The sequence below is a fragment of the Dactylosporangium maewongense genome, from assembly GCF_039531485.1.
In the GTDB taxonomy this organism is placed as follows: domain Bacteria; phylum Actinomycetota; class Actinomycetes; order Mycobacteriales; family Micromonosporaceae; genus Dactylosporangium; species Dactylosporangium maewongense.
On sequence record NZ_BAAAQD010000003.1, the window covers coordinates 336,528 to 351,472 of the forward strand.

11 protein-coding genes are annotated in these 14,945 nt (G+C 73.3%); all 11 read right to left on the bottom strand.

All coding sequences use genetic code 11. The features are described from left to right. Positions 1–4: 4 nt before the first annotated feature. Positions 5–952, bottom strand: a complete 948-nt coding sequence (locus ABD332_RS11215; RefSeq protein ID WP_344501747.1) for a nucleoside triphosphate pyrophosphohydrolase — start codon at positions 950–952, stop codon at positions 5–7. A 6-nt stretch (positions 953–958) separates the two neighbouring features. Next, entirely contained in the window at positions 959–1,642 is a 684-nt protein-coding gene (locus ABD332_RS11220; RefSeq protein ID WP_344501748.1) for a hypothetical protein, read from the bottom strand. A 2-nt stretch (positions 1,643–1,644) separates the two neighbouring features. Continuing rightward, positions 1,645–2,724: a glycoside hydrolase family 26 protein gene (locus ABD332_RS11225; RefSeq protein ID WP_344501749.1), complete on the bottom strand. Its 1,080-nt coding sequence runs from the start codon at positions 2,722–2,724 to the stop codon at positions 1,645–1,647. Positions 2,725–2,747: 23 nt separating this feature from the next. Further along, a complete protein-coding gene (locus ABD332_RS11230; protein ID WP_344501750.1) occupies positions 2,748–3,494 on the bottom strand; it encodes a class I SAM-dependent methyltransferase in 747 nt (248 codons plus the stop codon). After that, the gene (locus tag ABD332_RS11235) at positions 3,491–4,990 is read right to left on the bottom strand and encodes a lipopolysaccharide biosynthesis protein (RefSeq protein WP_344501751.1); all 1,500 of its coding nucleotides are present in this window, start codon (positions 4,988–4,990) and stop codon (positions 3,491–3,493) included. The genes ABD332_RS11230 and ABD332_RS11235 overlap by 4 nt, the downstream gene beginning before the upstream one ends. After that, positions 4,987–5,874: a sulfotransferase domain-containing protein gene (locus tag ABD332_RS11240; RefSeq protein ID WP_344501752.1), complete on the bottom strand. Its 888-nt coding sequence runs from the start codon at positions 5,872–5,874 to the stop codon at positions 4,987–4,989. Before ABD332_RS11240 ends, ABD332_RS11235 begins: the two co-directional genes overlap by 4 nt. Positions 5,875–5,876: 2 nt before the next feature. Further along, the gene (locus tag ABD332_RS11245; protein ID WP_344501753.1) at positions 5,877–7,085 is read right to left on the bottom strand and encodes a hypothetical protein; all 1,209 of its coding nucleotides are present in this window, start codon (positions 7,083–7,085) and stop codon (positions 5,877–5,879) included. Further along, positions 7,082–8,455 carry an O-antigen ligase family protein gene (locus ABD332_RS11250; protein WP_344501754.1) on the bottom strand — a complete coding sequence of 458 codons (1,374 nt, stop codon included), beginning with the start codon at positions 8,453–8,455 and terminating at the stop codon, positions 7,082–7,084. Before ABD332_RS11250 ends, ABD332_RS11245 begins: the two co-directional genes overlap by 4 nt. Positions 8,456–8,525: 70 nt before the next feature. Then, positions 8,526–10,367, bottom strand: a complete 1,842-nt coding sequence (locus ABD332_RS11255) for a GNVR domain-containing protein (protein ID WP_344501755.1) — start codon at positions 10,365–10,367, stop codon at positions 8,526–8,528. A gap of 103 nt (positions 10,368–10,470) precedes the next feature. Then, positions 10,471–12,012: an adenylyl-sulfate kinase gene (gene cysC, locus ABD332_RS11260; protein ID WP_344501912.1), complete on the bottom strand. Its 1,542-nt coding sequence runs from the start codon at positions 12,010–12,012 to the stop codon at positions 10,471–10,473. Positions 12,013–12,098: 86 nt separating this feature from the next. Continuing rightward, entirely contained in the window at positions 12,099–14,924 is a 2,826-nt protein-coding gene (ppc, locus tag ABD332_RS11265) for a phosphoenolpyruvate carboxylase (protein WP_344501756.1), read from the bottom strand. Positions 14,925–14,945: the final 21 nt, after the last annotated feature.

Here is a 14,945-nt window from a genome sequence, read left to right on the forward strand (position 1 = left end):
ATCCTTACTCGTCGCGGCGGACGGCGTCCATGTAGGCCAGGGCGGCGGCGCGCAGGGCGGCCTCGGCGTCCCGGCCGGTCCGGTCGGCCTCGACCACCAGGGCGAAGAGGGCGGCGCCGAGCGGGTCGGCGGGGGTGAAGTCGACGGTGAGGCCGGCGCGGGCGACGCGGTGCAGGAGCTTCGCGGTCAGGGCGAGCGCGGGCTGGGAGAGGGCGACCCCGTCGACGGCGGAGCCGCGGGACTTCTCGGCCTGCTTGATCTGCTCCCAGTTGGCGATGATGTCGTCGATGCCGCCGACCTGGGTGTCGGCGAAGACGTGGGGGTTGCGGCGGATGAGCTTGGCGACGAGGTCGCCGGCGACGTCGTCGAGGGTGAACCTGTCGGAGGTGTCCGCCGCCTCCTCGGCGAGGCGGGCGTGCAGCACGACCTGGAGCAGGACGTCGCCGAGCTCCTCGCGGACCGCTTCGGGGTCGGCGTCGCGGATGGCGTCGTAGAGCTCGTACGCCTCCTCGAGCAGGAACGGCGCCAGGCTCTCGTGCGTCTGTGCGCGCTTCCACGCGTCGCCGGTCTCGGGGTGCATGAGCCGGTCCATGACGGTGACGGCGTCCAGGACGCGGGCGCCGGGCGGGTCCCAGGAGCCGTAGAGCAGCTCCAGGGCGGCGAGGCCGGGCTCGCGGGCCAGCCGCAGGCCCAGCGAGCGGGCGAGCTCCTCGTCGCCGTCGGGGGCGGCGAGCCAGACGATGGTGCCGTGCTCGGCGAGGGCGTCGAGCAGGACCTCGACGGCGGGGTCCACGACGGTCACGGTGGCGCCGGCGGCCCGCAGCGCGTCGACCTGCGGGGAGTCGGATCCGGTGTACACCGGATGGGCGCGGACCACGTCCCACGCCTCGGCGGTGAGCACGCCGGCCGGGAGGCGGGGCGAGGTCACCAGCAGGATCACGCTGCCCGGCACAGTTCCTCAGACCTCCTCGGCGAGACCTCCGTCGAAGGTCAGATGGACCAGGATACTGGCCCGGGCGACGCCGCCCCGGCCGATGTCGACGGTGACCGGCAGCCCGTACGTGAGGCCCTGGTACCGCGGGTTGACGGTGATGCCCGAGCCGGCGACGGCGTCGTCGAGCTGCCGGCGCAGCGCGATCATCCGGCCGATCGCGTCGCGGGTCAGCAGGTACTGGACCTGCTCGAACGCGTAGAAGTCGGAGACCGGGCGGCCGCTGGCGAAGAACAGCGCGTCGAAGGCGGCCCGCTGCTGCGCGAGGCCCGGCTCGACGGGCGTGACGGCGGCGGCGAGGGTGACCAGGATGTCCTGGGCCTCGGTGACCAGCGGCACGATCGGCGCGTCCGGGGCGACGCCGTAGTACTGCGCGACCAGGCCGGGGTCGGTGTCGTGGCGCAGCGCGAGGCCGCGCGAGGCGGCGAGCCGGCCGCCGACGTCCCGGATGATCATGGAGCCGAGGACGTATCCGGTGACGTTGCCGCGCTGGGCGGGGGCGTAGGTCAGGTCGTCGGCGACGGCGGTGACCTGGTCGATGGTGACGGCGCCGCCGCCCAGGTAGGCGGCGACCCCCGGGTCGGACCGGCAGCCGGTGAGGGACGCGCACGCGAGGGCCGCGACCAGCGCGAACACACGGAACCGGGGCATCGTCACTTCTTCCTCGTATTGCCGGCGACGGCGGTGGTCATCGGCGTGTAGTGCGGGTCCTGGGCGAGGGACTGGCGGAAGGCGCCGAGGACCGTGGGGTCGTCCGACACCTGGAACTGCTGCGTGGGGCCCTTGTTGTCCGTCGGGTCGGACTCGAAGTACATCACGGCCCGGATCTGCGGGTTGGCCTTGAACGTCGCGGACGCGTCACGCAGCCATGCGGCGCGCTGCTCGGTGCCCCACGCGCGGGCCACCCCGAACTCGCCGATCATCACCGGCTTCGTCGGGTGGGCCGCGCAGAACTCCAGGAACTGCCGCATCAGCTCGCCGATCGTGCCGTACCTGGAGCCGGCGTAGACGTCGACGCAGTTCCAGTCGACGGCGTCGTCGCCGGGGTAGAAATCGGCCGCGTAGCCGCCCTGGAAGCCTTCCACGGTCGGGCACCAGACCCAGGACGCGTTGGTGGCGCCCTCCTCGGTGAAGATGGCGCGCACGTGCCGCCAGGCGGCGATGTAGTCCTCCCCCGACCACATCTGGGCCCGCAGGTTGGGGCGGTCCATCTCCCACCGGAAGCGCATCAGCACCGGCTTGCCGAACGCCTTGAGCTCGCGGGCCCGGTCGCGGATGAGCGTGTCGTAACGACCCAGGGTGATGAGCCTGGTGTCGCCGCTCGCCCACGACAGCATGAGGGTCGTGCCCCGGGCGGCGAACTGCTCGTCGGAGGCGTTGAAGAAGTTCTCGTCGAAGCGGCGGTACGTGTTGACGATCGCCATCTTGCGGCCGACGGTCTTCTCCCACGCCGTCATCGCCGACAGCCGGCCCGACTCGGTGAGGTGCTCCGGCCGGACCCACGCGCCGAGGTACGAGCCGTGCTTCGGCGGCGCGATGGGTCCGGCCGCGAACGGGCCGGTCGAGGTGGCGATGGCCGGCGGCGCCCCGGGCGCGCCCGGGGGTGCCTGGGTGCCGGTCGGCGACGGCCGCGGGGCCGGGGTGTCCTTCGTGGACATCACGCTGAGGGTCACCGCCGTCGCACCCGCCACGACGGCGACCACGACGGCGGCGACGAGCCCGATCCGCTTCACTGCGAGAAGGTCCTCCGCTAGAGCTACTTGGGTATCCGCCGTGCCACGTAGAGCACGTCGGTGGCCACCCCCGAGAGGCGGCGGCTGCGCGCGGCGATGTCGTCGGTGCGGCGGGCGACCGGGCGCAGCCATTCGCGCCGGTACGCCCCGGCCGGGCACAGCGCGAAGCCGCGCCGCTCGACGACCTCGAAGCCGTGCCTGGCGAGGAGCTGCTCCACCTCGGCGTGGTGCAGCTCCGCGAACCAGCTGTTGGTGCGGTTGGAGCGGTACCGCAGGTGCCGCAGCGACGAGCGGTTGCCGTGGTTCTCCACGACGAGCAGCCCCGAATCCGCCTCCGGCAGGATCTTCGCGGCGAAGGCGATCGCCCGGTCCCGGACGTCCTTGGGCGCGTTGAGCAGCAGCCGGAACACGGTCACCAGCGCCGGGCCGTCGACCGTGGCCGGCTCCGGGATGGGCCCGTCGCCGGCGACCTGGTGCAGCTTCGCGTAGACGCCCGCCTCCTGGGCCTTGGCGAGCATCTGGGCGGACACGTCGTAGCCGTGCGCCGCCCGTACGACACCGTGCAGCAGCTTGATCGCCCGGCCAGTGCCGCACGCGAAGTCGTGCTGGACGGGCCGGCGGGCGGTGAACTCCCGGCGGACCAGGCGGCGCAGGAACGCGCGCTGCCGGCCGCTCACCGCCGTCGAGTAGGTCTCCGGCGCGTAGACCACCCGCTCGTACTTGTCGACCGCCGCATCCGACTGGAAGACCTCCGCGTAATCGGTTCTCATCGCTCCCCCTGCATCAGAACGTGCCTCAAACGCACGGCCGCGTAGCAGTACACGGCCGCACCCGCCCCCGTGGCGGCGAACTTCACCATCAGCCCGTGGACCGGCAGCACGGCCAGCTGCGGCACGGCGAAACACGATGTGGCCAGCCCGCAGGCGAGCAGCGTGGCCCGCCCGAACGGGTGCAGGCCGAGACCCCGCACGACCTGCACGAGCGGGACCAGGTTGTTGACGAGCACCGCGGCGCACAGGCCGACGGCGGCGCCGAACGCGCCGAGCCGGGGGATCAGCAGCGCGTCGACGCCGAGCATGGTGACCAGGGCGAGGCCGACGTTGGCGAGGTTCCACCACGTGCGGCCGGCCATGGCGAGGACGACGTCGACCATCCCGCACGCGGTCGCGACCATCATCGTGGCGGCGAGGAGCCGCACGATGCGCGCGCCGCCCTCGTAGTGCTCGCCGAAGAGGTCGAGGTACAGGTGGGCGTAGGTGAACATCAGCAGGTACAACGGCCAGCAGGCGAGCACCACCCAGGCGGTCGCCTGGCGGTAGAGCAGGTTCGCGCCGGCCTTGTCCCGCACGGCGAGGCGCTCGGCGAGGCGCGGCTGGACGGACTGGGTGACGCCCTGGTTGACGAACTGCCCGAGGATGACGAAGCGGCCGGCGACGGCGTACATGGCGGCGGGTGCCAGGCCGGCGAGGGCCGCGACGAGCAGCACGTCGACGCGCTGCAGCGCCATCTGCGCGAAGCTGGCGACGGCGCGGGGCGCGGTGAACGCCCAGAACCGCCGCGGGGTGAAGTCGGAGCGCTCCGCGGTGTCCCCTGTGGAGTCCCCTGTGGACTCCGTGATGCGGGTGCGGAGCCGGGTCAGGGCCACGCCGGCGAACAGCGCGGCCGGCAGGTAGGGCAGCGCCCACAGCGCGGCGAACACGTCCGGGCCCCAGCCTGTGGCCCACACCAGCGCCAGGAGGACCAGCTGCGCGCCGGGCCGCATGACCCGGTCGAGCAGCACGGTCGGGCGCATCGAGCGCAGCCCGCGGGTCGCCGCGAGCAGCGCGTCGCTGACCGTGGCGAGCGGCAGGAACACGGCGAGCGTGCGGACCAGGTCGGGCCGCCCCGGCAGCAGGTCCGCGGCGAACCACAGGCCGCCGGCGATGACCAGCGCCGCCACGACGACCGGGACCAGCGCCGCGCGCAGGCACTCCCGCAGCCGCGACAGGTCGCCGACCGCGCGCATCCGCGCCGGCCAGTACACCAGCGACGTCTGCACGCCGAGCTTGGCGACCGTGACGCCGAGGCCGAAGACGGCGGTCGCGGCGAAGAACGCGCCCGCACCGCGCGGGTCGAGGGCACGGGCGGCGAGCCACGTGACGCCGAGCCCGGCGACGCCGGTGCAGACGGTGCCGGCGAGGTTGGCAAGGCCGCCCCGGGCGGCGCCGCGCAGCATGCCCCTCGGCGACTCAAGCCCGGTGCCCGGCTTCTCGAGGGTCGCCGTCACGCCGGACTGTCCGCTGTGGACAGCCAGGAGGGACGGTGGCCGAGCCAGGCGGCGAGCCGCTCGTCGTAGGGCGCGTAGTGCGCGGCGAGCTCCTGGGCGATCGAGTCGTCGAGGCGGTTGCGGGGGCGGGCGTTGTGCCGCTCGAACGCCGGGTACTGGCCGACCCGCGGCAGGCCGAGGAAGTCCAGGACGGCGTCGTACACGGGCTCCGGGCGCAGGAAGAACTCGGTGCTGTCCACGACGTGCACCCGGTCGCGGCCGAGCAGCGCGGCCATCGGCTCGATGTACTCGATGTATTCGCCGCGGGCCCGGTACGCGTGGTGCTGGTGGGCGAAGCTGTAGGCGGACGGGTCGCCGACGAGCAGCTCCCGCTGCCCGGCGAGCCGGGCCGGCTCCAGCGCGAGCGCCTTGCCGAAGTCGACCTCAGGCTCGAAGCCGCGGGCGACCTCGTGCGCGTGCTGGGAGTAGGCGCGCTCGACCGGGTCGCGGACCAGCACGACGAGCTTCACGCCGGGCAGGTCCTTGGCGATCCGGGCCAGGGCGTGCGGGTGGTACATGTAGTACGGGCTGGACTCGAACGTCTGCGCCGGCACGCCGAGCTCGTCGCGGATCCGCTCGGACCGCCGCTGCAGCGGGAAGTGCCCGCGGTACCAGCGCAGCCCGTGGTGGTAGCCGACGTCGAAGTAGTGCACGCCTTTGTGCAGCACGGCCTTGATGACGGCCGGGTGCGCGGCGAGCGCGCGGTAGAGCGACGTGGTGCCGCAGCGCTGCCCGCCGCAGATCAGGAACTGCGGCAGCATCCGCCGGTTGGCGGTGAGCTGCCCGTAGTTGCGGGATCCGAAGTGGATGATCCGCTTCATCGTGTCGGGAACCTGCACGGGCATGGTTACAGAGCCTCCACTCGCGCGACGAGAACGGGCAGCAGCCAGCTGCCGAGCACGCCCAGCCGGGCGCCGGCCTCCGCCTGCCGGTCGGTGACGTACCGGGTGGCCAGGTCGATGAGGTAGAGCAGAGTGGTCACCTCGACCGCCTGGCGGTGCACCACGCCGAACGGCAGCAGCAGCTCGGGCGCGGCGTCGATGAGGTCGTTGACGCACCTGTCTGGCGACGGGGACCGGCCGATGTCGAGCTGCAGCGCGTGGTGCAGCGCGTCGTAACCGATCGGGACGCCGGGGGTGAAGCGTTCCCAGTCCCAGACCAGGATCGTGTCGGCGAGGGAGGCCATGTTCCACGGGGACCAGTCGCCGTGCCAGGAGCCGTAGGTGAGCTGGACGCCGCCGGCGGCGCGGGCGATCCGCTCGGCCGCGGCCCGCAGCGCCCCGCCCTCGGCGTGGCCGCTGATCGCGTCGAGCCGGGCCCGCAGCCGGGTCCAGTAGCCGCTGTCGTCGAGGCGGCCGCGGCGGGTGCCGCAGCAGGCGGCGACCTCGCCCATCGCCTTGGCGAGCCGGGGCGCGGTCAGCGGGACCCTGGGCCGCCACACCGGCAGCGCCGACTGTACGAGGACCTCGTGCTCGCCCCACTGTCCGATGTGGATGGCGTCGGGCACCCGCAGCGCCTTGAGCCCGGCGGTCGACACGGCGGCCAGGGCGTTGCCCTCGGCCTTGACCAGGGTGCGGGTCAGCGCCGACGTGCCGAGCTTCGCGAACGCCATGGTGGCGCCGGACTCGGTGAGCAGTTGCAGCACCGGCTTGCGGTTGGCCCGCGCCGGTCCGATGTGGACGCTGAGCCGCACGTCGGTGCCGAGGGCCCGGCGCAGGTACGTGTCGATGGTGTCGGCGCCGGGCGTGATCCGCAGCCGGTCGCGCAGCAGCACCGACGACGCGCCGGTGCGCAGGGCGGCGACGACCGCGTCGCGCTTGAGCTTCGCCATCCGGGACTGCGGCTCGGCGTAGCGGCGCACGGCGGCGGCGGCGAGGCGGCGGTCGTCGGCGGGCACGAGCAGCCGCGGCTTGCGGGCGTTCGGCACGACCAGGTACTCCACGACCCCGGATCCCTGCCCCGGGTACAGCAGGGCGAGGACCTCCTCGATGTACTGCGCGCGCAGCTGCTCGTCGTCGACCTGCAGCGCGGCCGGGGCGGTCTTCACTGGGCTCATCGGCTCTCCAAACGGTTGCGCCACAGGACGGCATACGCGAGGAAGGTCAACGCCAGCGGGGTGACGAGCGCGTTGTACCAGAACATCGCGGCGAAGCTGGACACGATCGCGGCGGACGCGGCGAGGCCGGCGGGGGTCGCGTCGCGCCGGAAGCGCCACAGCCCGACCACGAAGAACCCCAGGTAGGTGCCGGTGCCGAGCAGCCCGTGCGCGAAGAGGAGCTGCCACAGCTGGCCGTTGCCGCCGATGGTGAAGTTGCCGCAGCGCTCGCAGCCGTCGCTCTCCCCGACGGCGATCGAGTTGCGGCCGCCGATGGTGTTGCGGGTGGATCCGAAGCCGATCAGCGGCGACTCGGCCACCCCGCCGACGGCCTTCTCCGTGGTGTACATGCGGACCCCGTTGGACTTGCCGTCCTCGAGCCGGGCGCTGACGACGTCGCCCAGCGGCGTGGTGGCGACGGCGACCACGACGGCGATGCCGGCGACGCCGACCAGGCCGAGGGCGGCGAGGCGGCCGCGCAGCGCCAGGCGCACCGACACGTACAGCGCCATGACGCCCAGGCCGATCCACAGCCCGCGGTTGAGCGAGTAGACGATCGGCGCCATCGCCGCGAGGAGGACGACGGCGGTGCCCGTCTTGACCTTCCTGCTCCTGGTCAGCGACCAGCCGGCGACGAGCATCCAGCCGATGAGGAGGCAGACGTTGTTGCCCCAGGTGTTGGTGTACCCCCAGGGCGCGCCGGGGCGCGGCGTCTCCCCGCCGAGCAGGTTCATGATCTGCGCGGCGGTCGGGTGGACCAGCGACTGGATGAAGCTGTTCTCGCGCAGGTGGTGCGGCAGCAGCAGCTCCAGCGGCGCGGTGAACTCGAACGTGGGCGCGGCCATGCCGAGCAGCCCGCCGGCGACGGTGATGACGAAGAGCCACGCGAGCAGCCGGACGAACCGCTGCTGCGGCAGCTCCCGGCGGCCGACGTTGCCGGCGTAGACCAGGATCACGGTCAGCGCCGCGTAGCCGCCGAGGCGGTACGTGTAGGAGACCAGCCGGCTGGCGGCGGTGCCCGGCACGGTGCCGGCCGGGTCGGCGCCGAGGCTGAACAGCCCCAGCGCGACCACGGCGAGGAACAGCAGCCACAGCAGGAACCCGGGCGGCAGCTTGACGAGCTGCCCCGACGCGCGGTGCCGCAGCAGCGACACCAGCATCGGCACGGCGACCAGGAAGAAGATCAGGGTGCCGAGGCCCAGCGCCCACCACAGCGGGTACAGCAGGAGCAGGCCGGTCACGGGCCAGGCGGGCAGCCGGTGCGCCCGTTTCAGCAGGCCGGTCGACGGTGCCGCCGCCTGCGGCGAGGGATGGTTCGCGAGGGCGGTCATCCCGCCACCTCCGCTTCGCTCCGGCGTCGGCCTGCCCTGAACCTGCTACATGATTCGCTCGCAAGCTCACTCATCGGCGCTTGTCGGCGCCGTTCTCACCCGCGGTGTCGGCGTTGACGCGGGTCACCGAGATGGTGCGGGTCTGCCGCTTCGGCACGCTCGGCGACGCCTGCGTGACCTTCGGCGCCGTCGCGGTGGCGGTGCCGCCGGCGGGCGCGGCGGGTGCGGCGGGCGCGGTGCGGATCCGCTTCGGGGCCACCGGCTCCTCGGGCTCCTTCGGCGGCAGCTTCTCCAGGACGGCGGTCATGTCGTCGGCGATGGTGACCTCCTGCGCGTCGCGCTCCTCGCCGCCGCGGGTGACGGCCAGGCGCGGCAGGACGACCGCGCCGAGCAGCGGCGTGCCGACCCGGCGCAGCTGGTCGGCGGCGTCGGCGACCTCGGTGTTGCGGGTGCGCCGCAGCTCGACCGCGACGATCGCGGCGTCGGCGAGGCTGGCGAGGCTCTGCGCGTCGGCGCTGGTCGACGTCGAGGGCGCCTCGACGACCACGTAGGCGGCCCGCTCCCGCAGCGTCGCGAGGGTGTCGCGCAGCGCCTGCGACTGCAGCAGCCCGCCGGCGCTGGCGGTGCCGCCGGTGGTGACGACGCTGAGGTTGGGGTGCCGTGGCGCGCGCTGGGTGGCGCTGCTCAGGGAGAACCTGCCGGCGAGCACGTCGGACAGGCCCGGCACGGACCGCACGCCGAGCATCTTGTTGACGCTGGCGGTGTCGACGAGGCTGTCGGGGAGGTGGGCGCAGACGAGGACCGTTTCGGCGCCCGTACGGGCGAACGCGGCCGCGAGGTTGGCGGCGACGACGGTCGACGCGGCGCCGCGGCTGGCCCCGGCCACGACGACGACCTGCCCGGCGAGGGCGACCCGGACGTCGGCGCCCAGCGGCGCGGGGATGCTGGCGAGGACCTCGTTGCGGAGCCGGTTGAAGATGCGGCCGCCGGCGCCGAACGGCGCGAACACGTCGTCGAGGCGCGGCTTGACCCGGCCGGGGACGGCGGCGAGGACCGTGACGTCGACCCGGCGGGGCAGGTCGGAGGGGCGGCGGACGCGCTGGTCGAGCCGCTCGCGCAGCAGGGCCGCGCCGACGCCGAGCAGCAGGCCGAGCATGGCGCCGCTGGCGAGGTTGAGCAGCCGGTTGGGCTTCACCGGGCGGGACGGCAGCTCCGCGTCGCGGGTGATCTTGCCGGCGTTGACGGTCGTGGTCAGCAGCTGGTTGAGCTGGCCGGCGAGGGTGTTGATCTGCGACGTGGCGGTGGTGCGCTGGCTCTCCAGGTTGGGCCGGTTGGGGTCGGTCGGGCGGAGGTTGGCGAGCCGGTTGTTGATCTGCAGCAGGTTGGCGTTGAGCTGGTTGAGCTTGTCCTGCAGGATCGCGATCCGGCCGGCGACCTCGGTCTTCGCGCTCTCCTCGCGGTTGCGCAGGTACGCCTCGGCGAACGCGTGGGAGCCGGCCTGCGCGACGCGGGCGTCGCTGGAGGAGTAGGTGATGACCAGGAACGTGGTGTTCGGCGGGACCTCGACGCGGACCTTGCGGGCCAGCTCGTCCGGCGTCTCCGCGGCGCGCATCAGCTCGCGGGCGCCGGCGGCCACCGTCGTCGAGGTCACCAGCTGCGCCTCGTTGTCGAGGTTGATGTCGCCCTTGGTGCGGCCGCTGGTGGAGTTCGCGTCCTGCCCGTTGCCGAGCGGCGAGACGAGGACGGACGTGGCGGACTCGTACACCTTCGTCTGCATGCCGGTGAACTGCACCGCGCCGAGGAGACCGGCGCCGACCAGCAGGAGCACCAGCCACCAATGGCGCCGGGCCATGCCGAGCAGGTCGACGCCCGGAGAGTCGATTTCGGCGGAAAGCTGGCGGTTGGCGTCCATGAAGCGGCGGCCCCTTCGGCGTCAGGTTCTCCAGGGGCTAACGCTTCCGGGACGTTCGGCGTAATGGGCTGATGTGCCCGCTTTTACGTCTTTTACGTCTCTTTTACGGAATAGGGCGGGGGTCCAGCCAGCCGTTGTTACCGAGGTAGCGCAGGACGGTGGTGACCGCCTCGCCGTACGACAGACCGGTCGTGTCGATCGTCAACTCGGCGTCGACCGGTGTCTCGTACGGGTCGTCGATACCCGTCATGCCCTTGATCAGGCCGGCCCGCGCCTTCGCGTAGAGCCCTTTGCGGTCGCGCCGCTCGCACTCGGCGAGCGGCGTCGACACATGGACCAACACGAAACCGGCCCCGGCGTTACGGGCGAACTCCCGCGCGGCCGCGCGACCGTCGTGGTACGGCGCGATCGGGCAGCAGATCGCCACCCCGCCGTGCCGGCCCACCTCGGCGGCGACCCAGCCGATCCGCTTGATGTTCGTGTCGCGGTCCGCGGCGGAGAACGTGAGGCCGGCCGACAGGTGCCGGCGCACGATGTCGCCGTCGAGCAGCGTGATGCTGCGCTCCCCCGTCTCCTGCAGCGCGTCGGCGACGCCGGTCGCCATCGTCGACTTGCCGGAGCCGGACAGGCCGGTGAAGAACACGACCAGGCCCCGCTGCCGGCGCGGCGGGCGGTCCCGGGTCAGCTCGCGGGCGACCGCCGGCGGGGTGTGCCACTCCGGCAGGATCGTGCCCCGGTCGAGGTGGTCGTCGATCTCCGCGGTGGTCAGCGGCAGCCTGCGGTGCTTCGGCGGGATGTCGTCGAGCGAGCGCCACTGCCCGTCGCGGCCGTCGTACGCGAGCTCCCGGGGCACGAGGACCCGCAGGCCGCCGCCGGACAGCATCGAGTCGCTGGACGCGAGCAGGTGGGTCACGCCGTACGCGGCGGCGACCCGGGTGCGCAGCATGGCCGCGCGGATGTCGTCGCCGTCGTGATGCGGCAGCGGCAGCGTCACGATCGTGGACGGGGGCATCCGGTCGCGGGCCGCCAGGACGCAGCGGACCAGCGCCTCCGGGGCCAGGCCGTCGGGGCCGGGGCTGCCGACCGGCACCAGCACGAGCAGGTGTGCCGCGAGGGTACGGGCGGCGCGCGCGATCTGGGCCAGCTGCGGCCGGTGCAGCGGGCGGTCCGCGATGACCCCGAGGACCCGGCCCTGCGGCAGCACGCCGCGCACCTCCGCGGGCGTCCTGCGCATACGGCGGAACGGCCCGTGGCCGCCGTCACCGAGCCGCTTGACCGTGCCGGCGGCGCCCCAGCCCCGCCGCGTCGGGTACACCTCGGCGGTGTTCATCGCGGCGATCGGGGCGCCCTCGAGGTCGGCGAGGATCAGCACCCGGCGCGTCGGGTCGGCGACGTCGATCTGGCCGATCAGGCCCGGCGGCACCTCCAGCGTCACCGGCACCGGCCAGGCCGTCCCGTCGGCGAGCCGGCCGTTGCGGCGCAGCGACGTCAGGTCGGCCGAGCCGAGGAAGCCGGTCAGCGGCTTGTACGCGCCCGACAGCAGCAGCTCGAGGTCGGCGATCTCCGACGGCTTGGGCGTGTAGGTCGGGGCGTCCCGGAGGACCTCGTCCGGCAACGACCATTCCTCGGCGGGCCAACCGTTCACAGACACGCGTGACAGTCTGTCAGTTTCCCGCGCTTTTCTCCCAGCGGGGCCCGTCGCTCATGCGACGGGCCCTTTCCGCGATGCGCTCAGCCCGTGTTGCGCATGCCCGCGGCGATGCCGTTGACCGTGGTGAGCAGGGCGCGCTCCAGGGCCGGGTCCGGCGAGGACTTCCGCCCGCCGCCCCAGACGCCGCTGTCGGCGGCCTTGCTCGCCCGGTACTGCGCCAGGAGCGACACCTGCAGGTGGTGCAGGGGCTGCAGGTAGCTGTCGCGGACGCCGAGCGTGCGGTCCAGCACCGGCTGCCGCTCCAGCAGCGTCGACTCGCCCGTGATCGCGAGGACCTCGGCGACGGTCTTGTCGTACTCCGCGCGGATGACGTCGAAGACCGGCTTCAGCGGGTCGGGGACCAGCGAGTCGACGTAGCGCGAGGCGATCTCCAGGTCCGTCTTGGCCAGCATCATCTCGACGTTGGACAGGAACGTGCCGAAGAAGTGCCACTTCTCGTGCATCTCGCGCAGCACGTCGCTCAGGCCGGCCACGCGGGCCGCCTCCAGGCCGCTGCCGACGCCGAACCAGCCGGGCACGATCTGCCGCGACTGCGTCCAGCCGAACACCCACGGGATCGCCCGCAGGCCGCCGAGGCCGGCGTCGGCGTTCGGCCGCTTCGCCGGGCGGGAGCCGATGTTGAGCGCGCCGAGCAGCTCCGTCGGCGTCGCCGCCCAGAAGTACGCCGGCAGGTCCGGGTTCTCGACCAGGCCGCGGTAGTTGGCGAACGCGGCCGTCGACACCGTCTCCATCGCCGCGTCCCAGCGGGCGAGCGCCTCCGCGGGCTGCCGCGGCTCGGTGTGCAGCAGGGCGCTCTGCAGCACGGCGGCGAGCGTCAGCTCCAGGTTCTCCCTGGCGAGGGCCGGCAGCGTGTACTTGTCGGAGATGACCTCACCCTGCTCGGTGACCTTGATCGCGCCGTCGAGCGTGCCCCACGGCTGGGCGAGGATCGCCTCGTGGGTCGGGCCGCCGCCGCGGCCGACGGTGCCGCCACGGCCGTGGAAGAGCCGCAGCCGCACCCCGTGGCGGGCGGCGACGTCACGCAGCTGCCGCTGCGCCTTGTGGATCATCCACTGGGACGTGGTGATGCCCGCGTCCTTGTTGGAGTCGGAGTAACCGAGCATGACCTCCTGGACGTCACCCCGGGCGCGCACGATCGCGCGGTACACCGGAATCGACAGCAGATCGTCCAGCAGCTCGCCGGCCATCTCCAGCTCGCGGGCCTGCTCCAGCAGCGGCGCGAAGCCGACCCGGGCCCGGGCCGACTCCATCGACGCCCCGCCGAACCCGGCCCCGGCGCTGACCTCGACCAGGCCCCACTCGCGGGCGAGGACGACCGCGGCGAGCACGTCGTCGATGCCCTGCGTCATCGAGATGATGTACGTCTCGACGACCTCCGGGCCGAACCGCTCCTGCACCTCACGGATCGCGGCGAACACGTCGAACGTCTTGCGGGCGGTGTCGGTCAGCCCGGTGTCGCGGGTGGCGAGCGGGCGGCGGCCGTTGAGCTCGTCGATCAGCAGCTGGCGGCGGGCGTCCCGGTCGAGCGTGGCGTAGTCGACCTCGCCGACCCGCCGGTACAGCTGGGCGAGCACCTCGTGGTGGGCGTCGGCGTGCTCGCGCACGTCGAGCGTCGCCAGCTGCAGGCCGAACGCGGACAGCGTGCGGATCGCCGAGGCGAGCTTGCCGGTCGCGGCGAGCTGGCCGCCGTTGCGCGCCAGGGACGCCCGCATCAGCTCCAGGTCGGCGATGAGCTCGCCGGTGCCGAGGTAGTCGCGGCCCTGCTTGTGCGGCGTGCCGGTGGCCAGCCGCGCGCGGGTGTGCTGGAGCTTCAGCCGGATGCAGCGCAGCTTCAGCCGGTAGGACTCCTCCAGGTTGACCCGCCGGTAGCGGGCCGGCAGCTCCGGCAGGTTGTCCAGGTCGGCGGCGAGGCTCGCGGACAGGTCGAGCGACACCCCGCGCAGGCGCTTGGAGACCGAGATCTCGTCGATGAGGCCGTCGATGACGCCCTCGGCGGCGCGGATGCCGTACTCGTGCTGGATCAGCAGGACGTCGCGGGTGACGGCCGGGGTGACGAACGGGTTGCCGTCCCGGTCCCCGCCGATCCACGAGCCGAAGCTCAGCGGGCGGGCGGTCGGGGGCAGCTGCACCCCGAGGTCCTTCAGCGTGTCGTAAAGGTCGTCGAGCACCTGCGGGGCGGCGCCGCCGGCCAGGTCGGCGAGGTAGTAGACCGCGTTGCGGGCCTCGTCGCTCGGCTCGGGCCGCTCCAGCCGCAGCTCGTCGGTCTGCCACAGCAGGTCGAGCAGCTCCGCCAGGCGGCGGTCGGTGCGGGCGGTGCGGGTCTTGTCCGGCTCCAGCGAGCCGTCCAGCGCGGTCGCGACCGCCTCGGCGTCCAGCTCGTCGCCGACGGCCCGCAGCTTCGTCAGGATCGAGCGCCGGGCCGCCTCGGTCGGGTGGGCGGTGAAGACCGGCCGCACCGCGAGCTTCGAGGCGATCGAGCCGATCTCCTTCACCCCGACACCACGGTCGGCGATCAGCTTCGCGGCGCGCTCCAGCCAGCCGCCCTCACGGACGCGGATGCGGCGCAGCTCGCGGGCCCGGTGCACCTGCTCGGTGATGTTGGCCAGGTGGAAGTAGGTGGAGAACGCCCTGGCCAGCTGCGTGCCGGCGACCACGTCGAGGCCGCTCAGGCGCTCGGCGGCGGCCTCCGGGTCGGACCGGACGAGCGCGCGGACCTCTTCGACGAGGTCGAGCAGCTGCTGGCCGTCCTGCCGGACGAGGCTCTGCCCGAGCAGCGAGCCGAGGCGGCGGATGTCGGCGCGCAGCGCGGCGTCAGCGTCGCTGGTCGCGGGTGCCTCTGCAGACATGGCGGATCCCTCCGGACGAGA